Raw genomic sequence first — 17,622 nt, 5'->3', positions numbered from 1 at the left:
AAAAAGAGAACGCGTCGCTTACTCTTCCAACTTACCCTCTTGTCCTAGTAAAATTACGCCCGAACATGCCACTCTTGTTAATTGAACAACAGCAAAACCATCACACATAATCAATATGTAGAGGCTTCCACCCCCTCCCCACACAAAAATTTTCCGCTATTTATGATACGGTTCACCCCTACTAATCTTAAACGCCCGATAAACCTGCTCCAGCAAGATCAATCTCACCAACTGATGGGGAAACGTCATCTTGGAAAACGACAGCAGCACATCCGCCCGCTTCAACACTTCCGCAGACAGCCCCAAGGAGCCGCCTATCACAAAAGCAACCTGGCTTTTTCCATAGGTGGCGAGACGATCCAGCTCACTCGACAGCTTCTCCGACGACCACATCTGTCCCTCTATCGCCAGCGCGATCACATGCTGGTCCGGCTTGAGATGGGCGAGAATCCGCTCGCCTTCTTTCCGTTTCACCTGTTCCATCTCCGTGGCGCTCAGTTCTTCCGGGGCCTTTTCATCGCTTACCTCGATGATCTGCAGCTTGCAGTAAGCGGACAGGCGTTTGCTGTATTCCTCCACTCCGTCTTTCAAATACTTCTCCTTCAGCTTGCCCACGGTCACAATCGAGATTTGCATCCCTACATCCCTTTCACATGCAGCAGCACGATCTTGCCTTCCGCCCCGCAAACCATACAACTGTGGCTGAGCCCAGGCTCGTCCACCTCGCTCAGCGCAAAGGTATCCGGCGCCACTTCATATTTATCCACGTAATCGTCCAGCTCCCGCTCCAGATGCTCCAGGCAGACCACACGGACCGGGTGTTCCGGGTAGATGGGCAGTTCTTTTCCTTGAATCCGCAATTGGTTCATGCTCCTTTCCGGTCATACATCCTCTCTTATTCTACCCAAGTGAAGAAAAAAAGAAAGAGGCGCCGTTCATAGCGCCTCTTGCTGCTTATCTGCCGCTGTTCGGGTCGGAAGCCAGCTTGACCGTTGCCGTCTTCTTGAAGCCATCCCGGTAGAAGGTGACGACCACGCTTTCTCCCGGTTTCTTGTTCAGGGTCAGGTATTTGCGCAGTTGGGCCGCATTTTCAATGGTCTGGCCATCCAGTTTGGTGATGACATCATATTGGCGCAGGCCCGCTTTACCTGCCGGTGTGAAGGGATCCACATCGTTCATGATCACGACGCCGGCCTGTACGTCATCCGGCAGATGGAGCGTTTCCTTCCAGTGGTAGCGCGGCACGTTGACGAGATCGTACGGGGAGATTCCGAGATAGGCCCGCTGCAGTCTGCCGTGCTGCATCAATTCGCCGACGATCTTCTTCACGTCATTGATCGGAATGGCGAAGCCCAGACCTTCCACGCCTTCTTTGGCGATCTTCATGCTGTTGATCCCGATGACCTGCCCGTAGATATTGACCAGCGCGCCCCCGCTGTTCCCCGGGTTGATGGCCGCGTCTGTCTGCAGAACGTCCAGCTCCCAATCGTCCTGGCCGTTGTTGTCCACGTCGATCGGCATGGACCGGTTCAGCGAGCTGATGATCCCTTGGGTAACCGTGCGGGAGAATTTCAGTCCCAGCGGGTTCCCGATGGCGATGGCCGGTTCTCCTACTTTCAGCGCGTCGGAATCGCCCAGCTCAGCCACGGTGGTGACTTTGGAGCCGTCGATTTCCAGGACAGCCATGTCGGTGAACGCGTCATACCCCAGAACCTTGGCGTCGACCTTTTCCCCACTCGGCAGCGCCACCTGCACCTTTTCCGCCTGGTCGATCACGTGATAGTTGGTAATGATGTGCGCCTTGCCGTTTTTCTTTTCGAAGATGACGCCGGAGCCTTCTCCGCTTTCCACGGCCTGCTCGCTGTTGTTGAACCAGTTGACCACCCGGCGGATATTGATGACGCCCACCACGGCGTTCTCCACTTTTTCCACCGCGCGGACGGTGGCCGTATACACGCTGACGGAGACGGGCTGTGCCACGACGCTCGTACTTGCCGCATTATTCATCGCATTCGCGGTGTTGGGTTCCACCATGGAAATATACCCTGTCTTGGAGAGGGCCGGCAGCATCAGCAGCACGACCATTCCCCCAATCACCGCCGACGTAATCGAGGTCAGGATCAGCCTGCCCTTGCCAGATTCACGCTGTCTCTTCCGTTCCATTTCATAAATGTCATCATCATAGAAACCCATGATTCCACTCTCCTTTCTCTCTTACCTATGTTTACAGCTTTCACGGCCGGATATACTTGTTGCCGTCTTCCCTTTTTAGTATACGAATCGCTTTCGGGAAAGTAGCGTGAGAAATATGGAAAGCTTGTGGAATCCCCTGCTCCGATCGGCATAAACATGGTAGAAAAAGGAAAATCTAGGTTAACAGACGATCCATAGAGAAAGGGCTGATCGCAATGAGATCGCGATTCTCTCCCCTGCAGGAAGTGAACCTGATCGCGAAGCTGGCCGATCTGCAAGAGATTGCCTGCCAGAATACCGTGGTACTGCATGCCATCATGGAATTGTTGATTCAAAAAGGCGTCATGTCAAAGGACGAGCTTCTCTCCAGAGCGCGTGCGATCGATGCCGACATCAATCACCGGATGGAGCTGGTGGAGTACGACCGGGATCCCCAAACCGGGCTCAACGATCATGGGGTTCCCCTATAATTCCTCCAGTCTCGTAGGCCGATGCGGGTAGGTCTCTCTCAGATGTACATCGTCGCCCACGCTGAGGCCTTTCTCCTCCAGAATATTCTTCACGGTGAGCCGGGCCAGTTCCATCATGTTGTTCTCCTTGCTCAGATGGGCGAGAAAGACGCGCTCCGCCCGCCCCTGCAGAAAATCGCTCAACGCTTCCCCCGCCGCCTCATTGGAAAGGTGGCCGACATCGCTCAAGATCCGGCGCTTGATGCTCCAGGGGTACTGCGACATACGCAGCATCTCGACATCATGATTGGCCTCAAAGATATACGCATCCGCACCCCGAATGGTCTCCTTGATCCGGTCGCTCACATAACCGAGATCGGTCGCCACGCTCAGCTTCTTGTTGCCGTGGAAAAAGCAGAAGCCCATGGGCTCCGCCGCATCGTGGGAAATCCCGAACGACTCGACCGTCAAATCCTCGAATTCGCGAATTTCTCCCACTTCAAAAAACCGCCGCTGATGCTCCTGGATCGCGCCGATCTGCCCGTCCAACTCCGCCCAGGTCTTGGGGTTGGCATAGATCGGAATGTTGTAGCGGCGGGCCATCACACCGATCCCTTTGATATGATCCACATGCTCATGAGTCACCAGAATCGCTTTCAGGTTGGCAGCCTTGGCACCGATTTCTTCCAGCGCCGCTTCCGCCTGTTTGCCCGTAATGCCCACGTCGATCAACAGCGCGGTGCGGTCCGTTTCAATATAGATGGCGTTGCCGGTACTGCCGCTCGCCAATACGCTAAATCTCATGCTGCAACTCCTTCTTCTCTCCAAAATATGTTTATGGTGTCACCTTTCTTGTATCCAGCGGTCTCTCAATTGCCCCGGTAAAACCGTTGATATAATCCGTCCTGCCGTTATGAATGACACGCCACACCGGTGCCAGCACCTGAATATCCGCATCATAATGATAACCGAAATAGCCCAGTGTGACGCTTTCGATTCTTTCTCCCGGCAATATGGTCTGCTTCTCTACCAGCGACCGGAGCGCCGTGTAGGCCGAGATGACCCCGCGGGCGGACCCTTGGCTGCGGATGTGAAAATAGGTTTGGGTATACCCTGTAATCTGGTTGTTATCCGTCAGCACATCCAAGGGTGCGTTGAAAATGGGATAATTCCCGTGAAGCTGCCAATACCGGATCCGCTGCCTGCTGGTCTGGTACGCATCGGCGCGGTACTGATCCGCATAAAGCAAGAAACGGTTGAGCTGGCGCAACAGATCATCCGGGTCGGACTGTTTGTCGAGGGGGATGGGCGGTTTCAGCTGTGCTATGATGGCGGACCGGTCGTTCTCCAAGGTAACCTTGATGCCCTGTACATTCTGCAGAGCAGGCGCATTGAAGCCGTAATTTTCCACATTGACGTACGTCATTTCCGGCGTCTCCTGCGGCACCTCTGCCTGCAGGGCGATATGCTGCTGCTTCAGATACAGCTCGATATCCCATTTGCTGCCCTGCACCGCTTCCGCCCCCTGCCACTGCTCTGTCCGCAGCATATATACCTGATAACCGAGGAACAGGTCCAGGAAGAGAAAGGCCCAGATCAGAATCGTTTTCGCCCTACTCCAATCCATTTCCTTTTCCCCCTTCCTGCGCGGACCGGGCTGTGACGACAATATCCGGCTGGTTGCGCACCTCTACCACCCAGGCCGGCGTCAATTCCACATACCCCTGGTGGACTTGCGCCTGGTAAGCCAGATAGGCGTTTTTGATTTGGCTGGTATCGACGATCCGGTTGTTTCGTAGGTACTCGAACAGCTCCGGCCCCGACATGACCACCCATTCCTGATTGCTGATGTATTTGTCCAGATCAATCAACGATCGGTTAATCGTCACGATTTGACCGTCTTCCGACATCACGGTGATCGTATCCAGATGCTGTCCGTTGACGCTTACCAGCGGATATGGCCCCAGGTACTGCCGGAAGGTGATCACCTCGCCCCCCTCTTCACTTTCCCTAATCCTGTCAAAACGGTAATCATCCGTCCACCCGAGATGCTTGTTGATGAAGGCGATCGCGTCCCGGATCTTCTCGTCGCTGGACAAGTCCTGCCGCCCCTGCTGAAACGCCGGATCCGTATACGTAATGAATTGCTGATCCTGCTGGAACTGGATCGAACGGCTCCCATCCGTGAAAATGACCGTCCTGTCCCGTTCGTCGATGCGCCTGACCAGGGAAGGATCGAGGAAGTAGGCATCGATCAGTTCATCCTCCGTAACCAGCAGGTAATTGTACAGGTATTTCGTGATTTTTTGCGGTTCTTTCGGCAGATAGTAGATCTCCCAGAACGGTCTTTTCAAACGGGGATATTCCGAGTCGGTTGTCGTTCGGGTGGCTTTCATGATCTGTTCGGGCAGCCGGTTGCCAAGCGGCAGGTAATACTCCAGCAAATCCTTGGGGCTGATCGCCGTTCCGGCGCGAAACACCTGCTTGTCGTTGGTAGAAATGAACAAAGCGTACACGACGTTTTCTTCCTCGTCGTAATACAGCCAAAGCCTGTCGATACCCTTCATTTGGTCATTGATGTCGCCGTTGATCATAAACAGCTGGCTGATCACCGTCATGGGCACTTCGGAATGAAACATCAGTTCCAGCCCCTGCCGTTTATGCATCAGCTCTTCCCACATCTCTTCGGTGAGCGGATAACTGACCGGATTGGTAAAGTACCATTTCTTCATCTCTTCGCTGATCTGGCGGTAATAGAAATTCCCGTTGTTGGTGTAGGTTTTCGTATGTCTGTCATTTCCATAATGAAACATAATCGATTCCGGTGTCACAAGCTCTTCCATCTTGCGGGTTGGGACGGGCTTTGATTTCACGTAAGCCGACGGTTCAATCACCTGGAACTGCGGTTGGTTGTTCCAAAGGGCGGAAGTAAGAACGAAGCTGATAAGAATCAGCAGATTCAAGACCACCGTTTTCGCGGATTCGAGCCACTGGTTCATGCCACTTCCTCTCCCTTCGCCACCGGCAGCCAGAACGTCACGGTCGTTCCTTCATTCCATTCGCTGGTGATCTCAATATCCGCGCCGTGCGCCTGCACCAGTTCGCGGGCGATCGCCAATCCCAGGCCGGTGCCGCCTTTTTCACGGGAGCGCGCTTTGTCCACCCGGTAAAAACGCTCAAAAATCCGTTTCAGATCGCGGCTCGGAATGCCAATGCCGGTATCGCTGACCGAGATGTACACCCTTCCCTTTCGCTCGTTCACCTCGGTTTTCAGCGTAACCGCTCCACCGCCTGGGGTGTACTTGATCGCATTGGAGAGCAAGTTGTCCAGCACCTGATTGATCGCGTCCTGATCGGCATGAACCAGCGGCAGATCCCCCGTGGTCTCCAACGTAAAGCAGACCCCCTGCTGCTCGCTTAGCATGGAGAAACGTTCGGCCGCATAAAGGAGCAGTTCGTTCAGATCGATATTTTTGCAGCGCAGCCGGATGCCTTGGGAATCAAAGCGGGAGAGCTGCAGCAAGTCATTCACCAGCCGAATCATGCGCTCCGTCTCGCTCATCGTCACCTGCAAAAAGCGGCTGGCAATCTCTTTCTCTTCCATCGCTCCATCAAGCAGGGCCTCTACATAGCTTTTGATGGTCGTGAGCGGGGTGCGCAGCTCATGCGACACATTGGCGACGAACTCGCGGCGCTGCTGTTCCAGCCGGGCCTGTTCCGTTACATCCTGCAGCACGGCGATGATCCCGCCCTTTTTCCCGCTGTCATGCCGCAATTCCGTGAAGGTTACCCGCAGCATCACCACTTCCCGGTTGGCCAGCATCATCTCGATCAGAAGCGGTTTCGCCTCTTCAAACAATGGCATTTCCTCTTCCGGCGGCAGCTTGAGCAGATCGTGCAGGGTTTTCCCTTGTGCCAGCACGTCCGCCATCTTGACCTGCAGCATCTCTTCCGCCGAGCGGTTCAGCAGGATGATCTGGCCGTCCCGGTTGGCCGCGATCACGCCGTCGCTCATGTTGCTTAAGATACCGGCCAGCTTCTCTCTTTCCTCTTCCTGCTGCAAAATCGCTTCCCGCAAGCGTGCTGTCATGTAGTTGAAGGCCTGGCCAAGCTGTCCGATTTCGTCATCCCCATTGATCCGGACCGCCCGGTTAAAATCGCCGTTGGCAACCGCCTGGGCCTGCCGGGTCATCTCTTTGACGGGAATGGTAATGGTGCGCGCCAGCACGACCCCCAATCCCGCCGTAAACAACAGGGCGATCCCCGTCCCGGTGGCCAGAATATTGGTGATTTTTTGAATGGTGGTGTACATCTCTTCCATGGAAGCCATCATATAAACGGCCCCGTAAATGATGTTGTCGGCTTTGACCGGCACGGCCAGAATCTTTACCCGGTTGCCCGTACGCGGGTCGATGCGCAGCGATTCGTTTCGGGTCCCCAACAGGGCGATCGTGACCTCCGGCTGTGTCGTCCGCTGTCCGATCACGCTCTGGTCAATCTCTGTCGTGCCGATCACATAGCCGTTTTGATCAATCACCTGCACCTTGGCTCCATTGGGCATGACCAAATTGTTGAGCAGATAGTGGATCTCATCCCTCATCTCGTCGGTGGACTGCTCCTTCCCGTCCCGCTGATTGCGCAGGGAGCGCTCCAAATGGGTGGATAACAGCGATGCCTGCGTATTCAGCGTTTCGGTAAACGTGTTGGTGTAGTAGCTCTCCACCTCGCGGGAAAAATACGCCCCGATAAACTGCATCGCAATCAAAATCAGCAGCATGTACATGACGACCAGTTTCCACTGGACGGTCTTGAACAGGCGCGTACGGGGCATCACAAGCTTCCCCCCTGCGCCGGATTCTTCAGGGCATACCCGAGACCACGGCGCGTGATGATATACTTCGGATCACTCGGATCATCTTCAATTTTTTCACGCAAGCGGCGGATGGTTACATCGACCGTCCGCACATCGCCAAAATAGTCAAACCCCCATACCGCCTGCAGCAAATGTTCGCGCGTCATCACCTGTCCCTGATGGCGCGTCAAATAGACCAGCAGTTCAAACTCCCGGTGAGTGAGGTCAAGGGGTTCCCCATGTTTTTGTACGGTATAGGAATGCAGATCGATTTCCAGTTCATGCACACGCATGATGTGCTCTGCCTGTATTTCGGCTTTCGGCTTCTGCCTGCGCAGCTGCGCTTTTACCCGCGCCACCAATTCTCTGGCGCTGAACGGCTTCGTGACGTAATCATCGGCCCCCAGCTCCAAGCCGAGAACCTTGTCCAGTTCGGAATCTTTTGCCGTCAGCATGATAATCGGCACATCATGGGTCTGGCGAACCGTTCTGCATACCTCCATCCCGTCTTTACCGGGAAGCATCACATCCAGCAGGATCAAGTCAGGTTTCTCTTCCTTCACCATCTCCAGCGCTTCTTCGCCGTCATACGCGCAAATGACCTGGTATCCTTCCTTTTCAAACGTAAACTTTAAGATGTCGGCAATTGGTCTTTCATCGTCTACGACCAGGAGTTTGGTCATCACGCTCACCCCTTCTATCTCCATACAGTTCCACTCCGTTCGCCGGTTTTCCTGCCCCCGAGAACGCTGGCAAAAAATAGAAAAGGCCGTCCCCGGCCAAGCGGGGAGGCCTTGCGATGCATGATTTCACTTAGTTCAGGAAACGCAGCGGGTTCATAGGGCGACCGCCTTTTCGCACTTCAAAGTGCAAATGGACACCGGTGGAATCACCGGTCGATCCCATGACACCCAAAACCTTCCCTTTGGCGACAACCTGGCCTTCATGGACGCTGATGGATCGCATGTGCCCGTAAAGGGTCTGCAGCCCGTTGCCGTGATCGATAATGACACAGTTACCGTAGTCGCCGTGCCATCCGGCCAAAATAACCCGTCCGTTGTCTGCGGCGCGGATGGACCCGGAACCGGCAATGTCTATCCCTGCATGCAGTCTTCCCCACCGCATGCCGAATCCGCTGCTGATGTACCCGCGTGCAGGCCAACTCAGGCGGCCTGTCCCACGGGAGGGAATCACCTTGGTTCCGCGCTCGATAATCTTGGAAACCGGGGCGACAAGGACTTTTTGATCCAGCACTTTCCGTTCGACAACTTGTCCATTTTCCTTAATGATCTGGTAGCGGACAAGCTTTTTCCCTTCTCTGCCCTCCTGAACCACTTTGGTGTCGCCTTGGGGGAGCTGAGCGTTATTACGCGTTTGGACGGCGTAATCGATCGTCTCCTCCTGCGATGCTTCTTCCACAACCTGTACCGTGACGAGCGGACGGATAGCGGTCACGTTGATCTGCTGTCCCAACTGCAGAACCGTATTTTCCGTGATTCCCGGATTGTTGGCATAAATGTCTTGCGAAGTAATGCCATATTTCTGCGCGATGCACGTAATGCAGTCGCCTTCCTGCACCGTATGGATCACTTGCTTCAACGTGCCTTTGCTCAACAGTTCCGACAGCTTGTCCGCTGTCAGCACCTGTGCGGCTGGCACCGTGTCGCTTTCAAGCTTGACGTCTTCCTTGAAACGAACCTGCTTGAGCATGCTTGCTTTTGATACCGGAGCCGCGGTTGAGGCGGCTACAGCCTGAACCTTCCCTGTGACAGGCAGGCCGGAGAATTTTTCCTTCAGCCTGTTCATGACGCCCTCGGCGGTCTTTTGATCAGGCGCGTACCCGATTACTTCGCCATTCACGACGATTTTGACCGCATTTACCTTGATGCTGGCGATATCCGACAAGGCAGCAATCGCCGCCGCGTTGTCGTACTTCCCTTTATAGACGCGTTCCTCCTGGAAAGTGATGTAATCGGTAAATTTGAAATCCAGCCCGTTCTTTGCCTTCTCCGCTTCGAGCTTGGCAGCTGCCCAGTTATGTATGACATCGGGACTGCTGACGACACCGATCTCTTTGCCATTGACGATGACATGATAGATCGGGATGATATTGCTCTCATAATAGTATTCGGCGTATGCGCTGGCGGAAGTGAGCACAAGAATGGCTCCCACAGCGACAGCCGATTGTTTTTTATGTGCAAGAACGAAATTCCATGCTTGGGTGGCGATCTTTCCGGCTTGTAAACGGCCACGTTGGATGAGCGGCACCATTCGTTGCTGTATCCAGGCTTTCCATTCGGCCCATTGCATGTCTTACCCCTCCTGAAAAAAAATGATGAAAAGCTTGTGGGGAAAGCTTTTCATGCAGAATCAAGCATGATTCTGTCAAAAAACAAAATTTTTCAGTACTCGCAGAATATTCCAAAATCGGAATGATAGAACCATTCTGCATTTTTCCCAGCAATCTGCCAAATTGCCTAGTGAAACCAACTATATCGACTTTACCATAAAAAAAGCAACATCATCAAGAGTAAATTGCCGTCGAATAAAATATCTGACGAAGTGTCATAATATGGACAATGATTTGCCAACATTTATGCAGCCAAGGAGGACTTTTCTTGAAGGAACGCAATATCCTTGCCGGTTTTCGCATGCTCGACGATGCCGAAAAAGCGGCGGATCAATTAAAACAGGCCGGGTTTGAGACGGTAAGCGTCGACGTGATCGGACAATATCCGGGGGGCGGGGTCCAGCATGTGATGAACCCGATCACCAGCGATTTTTCGTCGCTGGGCAACCTGACTCTCGGTGCCAACTTCCCCAGCGGCCGTGACGCCGGCATCCTCGCCGCCGCCGATCCGGCCGCAAGCGGCATGTCCGACGGTGGCCAAGATTCGGTCGGCCGAAGCGTGCTGCTCACCTGTGTCGTGCCGGAAGAGCGGGGCGACGAAGCGGTCCGGATCATCCGCTCCTGCGGCGGTGAAGCGTAAAATGAGCCCGACGACGTAAGCGAAGTTTCATCACTCGGCGATTCCTTACGCTCCACCCACTCGGCGTAAGCTTACGCTGTACCGAGCGGGGGCCCTTGCTGTTGTCAGCAGGGCCCCCACCTTCCTTTGCCGCTTTCGCGCTTTCAAGCACTTTTCGTGGCATTATTTGCGGGTTACCTCAACCATGGATGTGATATCTTTCAGCGCCAGTCGACGAATGGTGGTCTTTTCCTGATCCTGCGTCTTATAATTGGTAATGAAGCAAATGTACCCTTTGTTGCAGTGCGACATCGTTCCACTGATGATCAACCCGTTGTACATCTTTACCTCTACCTTCTTGCCAATCAGTTTCATCGCTTTTTGATCAAACCCCATCGTGCTGCACCTCGTTTTCGTTTTGTTATGGGATACCATATGCCCAGAAGGTGTCGGTTGGTGAATGTCCACCTCCGATTTTTTTTTTTTGCCGGCTTGCCATACAAAAAGGCTGTCGAGTCAGAAGCTCGACAGCCTTTTGCCGATGCGGGTTATGCGTAGATGCCGCGTACGACATTGGTTTGCTCACGATCCGGACCGACGGAGAAGATGGAGAGCGGAATCCCCGTCAGCTGCGTGATGCGTTCGATATAGTGGCGCGCGTTTTCCGGCAGGTCATTGATGCTGCGCACGCCGGTAATGTCTTCCTTCCAACCCGGCAGCTCTTCATAAACCGGTTCACATTTGGCAAGGATGTTCAGGTTGGCCGGGAATTCTTCGATCACGGTGCCGTTGTATTTGTAAGCGGTGCAAATGCGCAGGGTATCCAGACCCGACAAGGTATCCAGCTTGGTGATCGCCAGTCCGGTGATCCCGCTTACCCGACGGGCATGGCGAACGACGACGCTGTCGAACCAGCCAATCCGGCGAGGGCGGCCTGTCGTGGTGCCGTACTCGAAGCCCACTTCCCGGATGTGGTTGCCGATCTCGTCATGCAGCTCTGTCGGGAACGGACCATCCCCCACCCGCGTGGTGTATGCCTTGGCTACGCCGATGACCTGATGGATCTTGGTCGGGCCGACACCGGAACCGATGGTGACACCGCCCGCAATCGGGTTGGAGGAGGTGACATAGGGATAGGTCCCCTGGTCGATGTCCAGCATGACCCCCTGCGCTCCTTCGAACAGGACACGGCTGCCGCGGTCAATGGCATCATTCAGCACTACGGAAGTGTCCGCCACGTAAGGACGGATAATCTCGGCATAGCCCAGATACTCTTCCAGGATTTCCTTCAATTCAAAACCGGTGGTATTGTACAGCTTCTCCAGGATGCGGTTCTTCTCAGCCAGGTTGCGCGCCAATTTACGCTCAAATTCTTCCGGATCCAAAAGGTCGGCGATGCGGATCCCCACACGGGCCGCCTTATCCATGTAAGCGGGACCGATACCCTTGCGCGTCGTCCCGATCTTGTTCGCCCCCTTGCTCTCCTCCTCCACCCCATCCAGCTTGATGTGGTAAGGCATGATGACATGAGCGCGGTTGCTGATCTTCAGGTTTTTGGTCGAGAATCCAAAACCATGGAGGTAATCCAATTCCGCTACCAAGGCTTTCGGATCCACAACCATCCCGTTGCCGATCACGCAGGTTTTATCTTTATAAAAGATCCCCGAGGGAATCAGGTGAAGTTTATACTTGTTTCCATTGAAAATAATCGTGTGTCCGGCGTTGTTGCCCCCTTGATAGCGGGCCACCACTTCCGCACTTTCAGCCAGATAATCCGTAATTTTTCCTTTTCCTTCATCGCCCCATTGGGTTCCGACGACAACGACTGTTGACATCGAAAAACACCTCCTGACCTAATCATTTCCATTCTGGGCAAGAAACAATCTAAGTGTACTAAACCATATATCGTATGTCAACGAAAATACGAACGATTGTACTATCCGACAAAAGATTTGTTCGTTATTCATCCACAAAAAAAGGAAATGCCTGACAATCATCGGCATTCCCTTTAATTATCCGCTTTGGGCTTAACCTGCGGCATCCCTGAAACGCGGGTCAAGGCTGACGAACTTGTTGTATTCCTTCAGAAACGCCAGCTCGACGGTGCCGGTCGGGCCATTCCGCTGCTTGGCGATAATGACCTCGATGACGTTCTTGTTTTCCGTTTCCTTGTTGTAATAGTCGTCGCGGTAAAGAAAAGCCACAATGTCCGCGTCCTGCTCGATCGACCCGGATTCGCGGATGTCGGACATCATCGGACGCTTGTCCTGCCGCTGCTCCACCGAACGGCTCAACTGGGACAGGGCAATGACCGGCACGTTCAGCTCGCGGGCGATTCCCTTCAGATTCCGGGAGATTTCCGATACTTCCTGCTGCCGGTTATCCCCTTTCCCTCTGCCGTGGATCAGCTGCAGATAGTCGATCAAAACCAGGCCAAGTCCGCGTTCTGCCTGCAATCTTCTGCATTTGGCGCGAATGTCCTGCACGGTCACGCCGGGCGTATCATCAATATAGATGGGCGCCTTGGCCAACGTCCCGATGGCCATGGTCAGCTTCTGCCAATCATCCTCTTCCAGCCAGCCAGTCCGCAACTTGGAAGCGTCCAGATTGCCTTCCGCGCAGATCATCCGCTGCACCAGCTGCGATGCAGCCATCTCCAGGGAAAAGATGGCGACGGTTTCTCCTGCACGTGCGGCTACATTCTGGGCTACGTTCAGGGCAAACGCCGTCTTCCCCACGGAAGGACGGGCAGCCAGAATGATCAGATCGCTGCGCTGGAAGCCGGACGTCATCTTGTCCAAATCGGGATACCCGGACGGAATGCCGGTCACATCCCCGCGCCGCTGGCTTAAGAACTCGATGCGCTCGTATGTTTCCAGGAGAACGTCCCGAATCGGGATAAACCCGCCGCTGTTGCGGTTTTGGGCGATCTCCATGATGTATCTCTCGGCGTCAGCGATGATTTCGCCGACATCATCCTCCCGGGTGTAGCCATCATTGGCGATCTTCGTTGCGGTCAGAATCAAACGGCGCAGCAGCGACTTCTCCTCGACGATCCGCGCGTAGTATTCCACATTGGCCGCGGTCGGAACCGACCCTGCCAATGCCGTCAAATAGGGAACCCCGCCAACCTCGTCCAGCAGCTTATGATCCTGAAGTTCTGCGGTGACGGTCACCAGATCCACCGGTTCCCCTTTTTCGTACAAATCCAGCATGGTTTTGAAAATACGCTGGTGAGCGGTCTTGTAGAAGTCTTCCGGCCGTAAAATCTCCATGGCCGTGATGAGAGCTTCCTTCGACAGGAACACGGCACCAAGTACGGATTGTTCCGCTTCGTTGTTTTGTGGTGGCACACGGTCCAAAAACAGGTCGCTCACGTCACACCCCTCATTTACAGCAAGATTACTCCTCGACTACATGAACTTTCAGCGTCGCCGTCACTTCGTTGTGCAGCTTCACTTTTACATTGGTGTAGCCCAGCGAGCGGATGGCATCCATCTCCAGCTTCCGTTTGTCCAGCTTGATGTTGTGCTGCTCTTCCAGCGCTTGAATCACCTGCTTGCTGGAGACGGCGCCAAACAAGCGCCCGCCCTCGCCGGCTTTTCCTTTAACCTTGACGGTGATTTCATTTATTTTGACAGCGAGCTGCTGCGCTTCCAGCTTCTCCTGTTCCTTGCGCTTTGCTTCGCTCCGCTTTTTGGCATCCAGATCTCTGATGTTTCCTTCGGTCGCTTCTTTCGCAAGCCCCCTGGGGATCAGGTAGTTGCGCGCATACCCTTCCGACAGGTCTTTGATTTCTCCTTTTTTGCCTTGTCCTTTGACGTCCTGCAAAAAGATCACTTTCATCTTTTCTTCCTCCTTCATTCTGGCGTCTCCGCATCGCGATTCACCGTTTTCGGAGGGCCCGCAGGCTCTCACGACACTGCGTCGATCGCTTCCTTCAGTCGACGCACCGCGTCTTTCAAGGAGATATTCTCCATTTGCGTAGCGGCTCCGGTGAGATGGCCGCCGCCGCCCAATTGCTCCATGATCGCCTGGACGTTGATATCGCCAAGCGAGCGGGCGCTGATCAGCACCGTATCATCCGAGCGCCGCGCCAGGACAAACGATGCCTGAATGCCTGACAGCGTCAGCAACAGTTCGGCCGCTTGCGCCACCTGCACTTGCGTGTATTCCTCACGGGAGTCGCCCACCGCAATCGCCATGGAATCGCGATACACTTCTGTATTCATCACGATGCGCGCCCGTTTAATAAACTGCCCCAGATCCTCCTTGAGAAAGCGCTGAACGGTAGCCGTATCTGCGCCGTTGCGCCGCAAAAACGATGCGGCTTCGAACGTCCTGGAACCGGTCCGGAACGCGAAGCTCTTGGTATCCACCACAATCCCGGCCAGAAGAGCCGTGGCGATCAGGCTGTCCAGTTGGATCCGGTCGCTCTGGTATTGCAGCAGTTCGGTTACCAGCTCAGAGGTGGAGGAAGCATAGGGCTCGAGATAAATCAGAACGGGATCTTCGATAAACTCTTCGGAGCGGCGGTGATGGTCGATGACGACAATCCGGCTCGTTTCGTCCAACAGGCGCGGCTCAATGACGAGCGACGGCCTGTGCGTGTCAACGATCACCAGGAGCGTGCGTCCGGATGTGAGCCGGATAGCCTGTTCCGGTGTGATGAACGCTTCAGCCAGCTCCTCGTGTGCGTACAGTTCTTTCATGAGCCGCTCAACCGACGGGTTTACATCATCCAGCACGACATACCCTGTCTTGTTGTGCAGTTGAACAGCTTTCCAAACGCCGAGGGCAGCCCCGATGGCATCCATGTCCGGCTGCTTGTGCCCCATGACGATGACGTGCTCCGCTTCATGGATCAAATCGCGCAGCGCATGGGAGATCACGCGTGCCCGCACGCGGGTGCGCTTCTCCACCGCGTTCGACTTGCCGCCGTAGAAGGTCAGCTTGTTGCCTACTTTTACCGCCGCCTGGTCCCCGCCGCGGCCGAGGGCGATATCCAGGCTGGATTGGGCCATCTGCCCCAGTTCAATGTAAGAAGAGACCCCCGCCCCCACCCCGATGCTGAGGGTGATGGGGATCTTGTTGTCTGCGGTCATTTCCCGCACGACGTCCAGAATATCAAAACGGCTCTCCTCCAGCTTTTCCAGCGTCTCACGATCCAGCAGCGCCAGAAATTTATCCGCCGAAAATCTTCGCAAATAGATTCCATGCTTCTGCGCCCAGTCGTTGATCACGCCGGACACGCTTGTGGATAAAAGCGTACGGCTCTGCTCATCCATCACCTGTCCCACTTCGTCCAGGTTGTCAAGGTGGATAATGGCCAGCACCGATTTTTCCCGATGATACCGAAGTGACAGCTCTTTAAATTCGGTGATATCCTTAAAGTAAAGCAAGCGCTCTTCGGCACGGACGAGCACTTCGTAAACACGTTCATTGTGAGTGAATTCGAGTCGTTTTTGCTCCGGTTTGATGGCGAGCCCCGGCAGGACATCGGTAAGATTTTTCCCCACCAGCATCTCTTCGCCGGTCACCTTTTGCATAAACGGATTTGTCCACTCGATGATTTTGTCATCGTTATACAAAAGAATCCCGATGGGCATCTCCTGGATAACGCTTTCACCTGCTTTTTTGACTCGATGGCTGATCGTTGCCAGATAGAGGCGGAGATCCCCCTGGAAACCTTTTTCCGCCTGCAGCACATACAGGACCAAGCCGATCAAACAAACGATGCCGATCGCCCCGTACAGCCAGTGATATAATGTCAAGATCGCTAACAGCAACAAGCTAAAGCTGAGAGCTAAGACCATGTGCAGCCCGTACCATCGCTTCAAAAGAAACTTGGGCATTTCCTCAGCCCCTCTTCACTCTTGTTTCCAGTTTCTTGCGCAGCCCTATCCCCAGGTCAAATATGCCTAGTAAACTAAGTATATAAGTTAAAACCGGAAAAATAAATAGAGAGACAACAAGCGCGGGAGCCAGTATTCTCCATCGTTTCAAATGGATGGCGAACAGGCAGAAGCTCAGCCCCTGCACTCCCAAAATGATGTTCAGCATCACATTCACGTTGAGCAGGGCCTTGCCCCAGAAGGATTGCTCCCATACATCACCGGACAAGAGCAAAATCAGCAGCGACCCGAAATAATAATACAGCAGGGAAGGAGGAAAGCTCCACTCGCGCATGGGGATCAGCTTCGGTATGGGTCGGCGCAGGATCTTGCCGACCAGCCGGTTCAACCCGTGTACAAGTCCGCTGGTTGCAAAGCTGGAAAGCACCAGAAAGGTGGGAATGATGGCCTCCATCAGACGGAACTGCCACTCTACCTGTTCCTTCCATTCCTGCTCCGTCATAATGGCAGGGATGGGAAGGACCCCGGCTTCATTGATCAGCTCCTGTTTCATGTGATCAAAGACAGCCGGAATGTTGATATGTAAGACAAACGTCATTACCGCCAGGAATAGCACATATGACAAAAACACGATGCCGGCTCCACCCGTAATCCCTGCCAGCGCGCTTCTCCTCCGTTCATAAAGAACACCCATGACAGAGCCAAGCATGGCCGCCAGAAACGCGAGCAAACCGCCAGATGGCCCGTTCAGCAGAAAGCCGATCATCGAAAGAACAAGTCCCATGACGGTCATCTCTCGCAGCGAGCGCTTCATTCCGAAGACGGCAAACGGAACGGGAACACAGAGCAAAGCGAAGACACTTACCGGCGTATGTGTGCCCAGGAAGTACAGGAGGGAAGCTGTTCCCAGCATCCATGCACTTTCGGCCAGTTGTCTTTTCCGAGTTGACATGAATGGCTGCTCCTCTCTTACAAATGAAAAGGTACCCTTCTGACGTTATGAAAAAGAGGGTCACGTAATTGTGCCCCTCTTTCCCTATTCCATTCCTTATTCAGCCGTGTAAGGCAGCAGTGCTACTTGACGAGCGCGCTTGATCGCGACGGTCAGCATGCGCTGATACTTCGCGGATGTGCCTGTTACACGACGAGGCAGGATTTTGCCGCGCTCACTGATAAACTTCTTCAGCAGATCGACATCTTTATAGTCAATTTTTTTGATCTTGTTTACCGTGAAGAAGCACACTTTACGGCGCTTGTTCGGACGTCCTTTGCGTGACATGAGAGTCCCTCCTTTTCAGGAATAT

General features: G+C 54.1%; 18 protein-coding genes. 2 read left to right on the top strand and 16 right to left on the bottom strand.

Annotated features, from left to right (window positions below; genetic code table 11):
• Window positions 1–156 precede the first annotated feature (156 nt).
• The 3 genes from rlmH to G3578_RS13175 all read right to left on the bottom strand — a co-directional run bounded on the left by rlmH (window position 157) and on the right by G3578_RS13175 (window position 2,193).
• The gene (gene rlmH, locus G3578_RS13185; RefSeq protein ID WP_165213410.1) at window positions 157–636 is read right to left on the bottom strand and encodes a 23S rRNA (pseudouridine(1915)-N(3))-methyltransferase RlmH; all 480 of its coding nucleotides are present in this window, start codon (window positions 634–636) and stop codon (window positions 157–159) included.
• Window positions 637–638: 2 nt separating this feature from the next.
• Window positions 639–869 carry a CxxH/CxxC protein gene (locus G3578_RS13180; protein WP_165213408.1) on the bottom strand — a complete coding sequence of 77 codons (231 nt, stop codon included), beginning with the start codon at window positions 867–869 and terminating at the stop codon, window positions 639–641.
• 85 nt (window positions 870–954) lie between these two features.
• On the bottom strand, window positions 955–2,193 hold the full coding sequence (locus G3578_RS13175; RefSeq protein WP_165213406.1) for a S1C family serine protease: 1,239 nt from the start codon (window positions 2,191–2,193) through the stop codon (window positions 955–957).
• 215 nt (window positions 2,194–2,408) lie between these two features.
• Here G3578_RS13175 and G3578_RS13170 point away from each other — a divergent pair, with 215 nt between their 5' ends.
• Window positions 2,409–2,663: a hypothetical protein gene (locus tag G3578_RS13170; protein ID WP_165213340.1), complete on the top strand. Its 255-nt coding sequence runs from the start codon at window positions 2,409–2,411 to the stop codon at window positions 2,661–2,663.
• On the opposite strand, the gene G3578_RS13165 is transcribed toward G3578_RS13170, so the two are convergent.
• From G3578_RS13165 to G3578_RS13140, 6 genes are all read right to left on the bottom strand, one after another.
• Complete coding sequence (locus tag G3578_RS13165) at window positions 2,658–3,446, bottom strand: MBL fold metallo-hydrolase (protein ID WP_165213404.1); 789 nt, start codon at window positions 3,444–3,446, stop codon at window positions 2,658–2,660. The two genes, G3578_RS13170 and G3578_RS13165, sit on opposite strands and share 6 nt — an antisense overlap.
• Before the next feature lie 31 nt (window positions 3,447–3,477).
• Window positions 3,478–4,269 carry a two-component system regulatory protein YycI gene (locus G3578_RS13160; RefSeq protein ID WP_165213402.1) on the bottom strand — a complete coding sequence of 264 codons (792 nt, stop codon included), beginning with the start codon at window positions 4,267–4,269 and terminating at the stop codon, window positions 3,478–3,480.
• Complete coding sequence (locus tag G3578_RS13155) at window positions 4,256–5,641, bottom strand: YycH family regulatory protein (protein WP_165213400.1); 1,386 nt, start codon at window positions 5,639–5,641, stop codon at window positions 4,256–4,258. Before G3578_RS13155 ends, G3578_RS13160 begins: the two co-directional genes overlap by 14 nt.
• Window positions 5,638–7,473, bottom strand: a complete 1,836-nt coding sequence (gene walK / locus G3578_RS13150) for a cell wall metabolism sensor histidine kinase WalK (protein WP_165213398.1) — start codon at window positions 7,471–7,473, stop codon at window positions 5,638–5,640. The genes G3578_RS13155 and walK overlap by 4 nt, the downstream gene beginning before the upstream one ends.
• Window positions 7,473–8,177, bottom strand: a complete 705-nt coding sequence (yycF, locus tag G3578_RS13145) for a response regulator YycF (protein WP_165213533.1) — start codon at window positions 8,175–8,177, stop codon at window positions 7,473–7,475. The genes walK and yycF overlap by 1 nt, the downstream gene beginning before the upstream one ends.
• 130 nt (window positions 8,178–8,307) lie before the next feature.
• Window positions 8,308–9,804 (bottom strand): LysM peptidoglycan-binding domain-containing M23 family metallopeptidase, encoded by a 1,497-nt coding sequence (locus tag G3578_RS13140; RefSeq protein ID WP_165213396.1) that lies wholly within the window; start codon window positions 9,802–9,804, stop codon window positions 8,308–8,310.
• A gap of 308 nt (window positions 9,805–10,112) precedes the next feature.
• Between G3578_RS13140 and G3578_RS13135 the strand changes: the two genes are divergently transcribed.
• A complete protein-coding gene (locus tag G3578_RS13135; protein WP_165213394.1) occupies window positions 10,113–10,484 on the top strand; it encodes a hypothetical protein in 372 nt (123 codons plus the stop codon).
• Between the two features lie 162 nt (window positions 10,485–10,646).
• Here G3578_RS13135 and G3578_RS13130 read toward each other — a convergent pair whose 3' ends face one another.
• The 7 genes from G3578_RS13130 to rpsR all read right to left on the bottom strand — a co-directional run bounded on the left by G3578_RS13130 (window position 10,647) and on the right by rpsR (window position 17,597).
• Window positions 10,647–10,859, bottom strand: a complete 213-nt coding sequence (locus G3578_RS13130; protein ID WP_165213392.1) for a hypothetical protein — start codon at window positions 10,857–10,859, stop codon at window positions 10,647–10,649.
• 152 nt (window positions 10,860–11,011) lie between these two features.
• Window positions 11,012–12,298 carry an adenylosuccinate synthase gene (locus tag G3578_RS13125; protein ID WP_165213390.1) on the bottom strand — a complete coding sequence of 429 codons (1,287 nt, stop codon included), beginning with the start codon at window positions 12,296–12,298 and terminating at the stop codon, window positions 11,012–11,014.
• A gap of 192 nt (window positions 12,299–12,490) precedes the next feature.
• Window positions 12,491–13,840: a replicative DNA helicase gene (gene dnaB / locus G3578_RS13120; protein WP_165213388.1), complete on the bottom strand. Its 1,350-nt coding sequence runs from the start codon at window positions 13,838–13,840 to the stop codon at window positions 12,491–12,493.
• A gap of 25 nt (window positions 13,841–13,865) precedes the next feature.
• Entirely contained in the window at window positions 13,866–14,309 is a 444-nt protein-coding gene (gene rplI / locus G3578_RS13115) for a 50S ribosomal protein L9 (protein WP_165213386.1), read from the bottom strand.
• A gap of 68 nt (window positions 14,310–14,377) precedes the next feature.
• Window positions 14,378–16,318 carry a DHH family phosphoesterase gene (locus G3578_RS13110; RefSeq protein ID WP_165213384.1) on the bottom strand — a complete coding sequence of 647 codons (1,941 nt, stop codon included), beginning with the start codon at window positions 16,316–16,318 and terminating at the stop codon, window positions 14,378–14,380.
• Between the two features lie 4 nt (window positions 16,319–16,322).
• A complete protein-coding gene (locus G3578_RS13105; RefSeq protein WP_165213382.1) occupies window positions 16,323–17,270 on the bottom strand; it encodes a DUF2232 domain-containing protein in 948 nt (315 codons plus the stop codon).
• 96 nt (window positions 17,271–17,366) lie between these two features.
• Window positions 17,367–17,597: a 30S ribosomal protein S18 gene (gene rpsR / locus G3578_RS13100; RefSeq protein ID WP_165213380.1), complete on the bottom strand. Its 231-nt coding sequence runs from the start codon at window positions 17,595–17,597 to the stop codon at window positions 17,367–17,369.
• Window positions 17,598–17,622: the final 25 nt, after the last annotated feature.

Origin of the sequence: Brevibacillus sp. SYP-B805, assembly GCF_011059135.1 — a bacterium.
GTDB lineage: Bacteria > Bacillota > Bacilli > Brevibacillales > Brevibacillaceae > Brevibacillus_F.
Note: the sequence above shows the minus strand (reverse complement) of the source record. Positions and strands in the feature narration are given on the sequence as shown.

Bases quoted from the DNA above. Each gene is read 5' to 3' on its own strand.
- rlmH (WP_165213410.1), bottom strand. From the start codon at position 636: ATGCAAATCTCGATTGTGACCGTGGGCAAGCTGAAGGAGAAGTATTTG.
- G3578_RS13180 (WP_165213408.1), bottom strand. From the start codon at position 869: ATGAACCAATTGCGGATTCAAGGAAAAGAACTGCCCATCTACCCGGAA.
- G3578_RS13175 (WP_165213406.1), bottom strand. From the start codon at position 2,193: ATGGGTTTCTATGATGATGACATTTATGAAATGGAACGGAAGAGACAG.
- G3578_RS13170 (WP_165213340.1), top strand. From the start codon at position 2,409: ATGAGATCGCGATTCTCTCCCCTGCAGGAAGTGAACCTGATCGCGAAG.
- G3578_RS13165 (WP_165213404.1), bottom strand. From the start codon at position 3,446: ATGAGATTTAGCGTATTGGCGAGCGGCAGTACCGGCAACGCCATCTAT.
- G3578_RS13160 (WP_165213402.1), bottom strand. From the start codon at position 4,269: ATGGATTGGAGTAGGGCGAAAACGATTCTGATCTGGGCCTTTCTCTTC.
- G3578_RS13155 (WP_165213400.1), bottom strand. From the start codon at position 5,641: ATGAACCAGTGGCTCGAATCCGCGAAAACGGTGGTCTTGAATCTGCTG.
- walK (WP_165213398.1), bottom strand. From the start codon at position 7,473: ATGCCCCGTACGCGCCTGTTCAAGACCGTCCAGTGGAAACTGGTCGTC.
- yycF (WP_165213533.1), bottom strand. From the start codon at position 8,177: ATGACCAAACTCCTGGTCGTAGACGATGAAAGACCAATTGCCGACATC.
- G3578_RS13140 (WP_165213396.1), bottom strand. From the start codon at position 9,804: ATGCAATGGGCCGAATGGAAAGCCTGGATACAGCAACGAATGGTGCCG.
- G3578_RS13130 (WP_165213392.1), bottom strand. From the start codon at position 10,859: ATGGGGTTTGATCAAAAAGCGATGAAACTGATTGGCAAGAAGGTAGAG.
- G3578_RS13125 (WP_165213390.1), bottom strand. From the start codon at position 12,298: ATGTCAACAGTCGTTGTCGTCGGAACCCAATGGGGCGATGAAGGAAAA.
- rplI (WP_165213386.1), bottom strand. From the start codon at position 14,309: ATGAAAGTGATCTTTTTGCAGGACGTCAAAGGACAAGGCAAAAAAGGA.
- G3578_RS13110 (WP_165213384.1), bottom strand. From the start codon at position 16,318: ATGCCCAAGTTTCTTTTGAAGCGATGGTACGGGCTGCACATGGTCTTA.
- G3578_RS13105 (WP_165213382.1), bottom strand. From the start codon at position 17,270: ATGTCAACTCGGAAAAGACAACTGGCCGAAAGTGCATGGATGCTGGGA.
- rpsR (WP_165213380.1), bottom strand. From the start codon at position 17,597: ATGTCACGCAAAGGACGTCCGAACAAGCGCCGTAAAGTGTGCTTCTTC.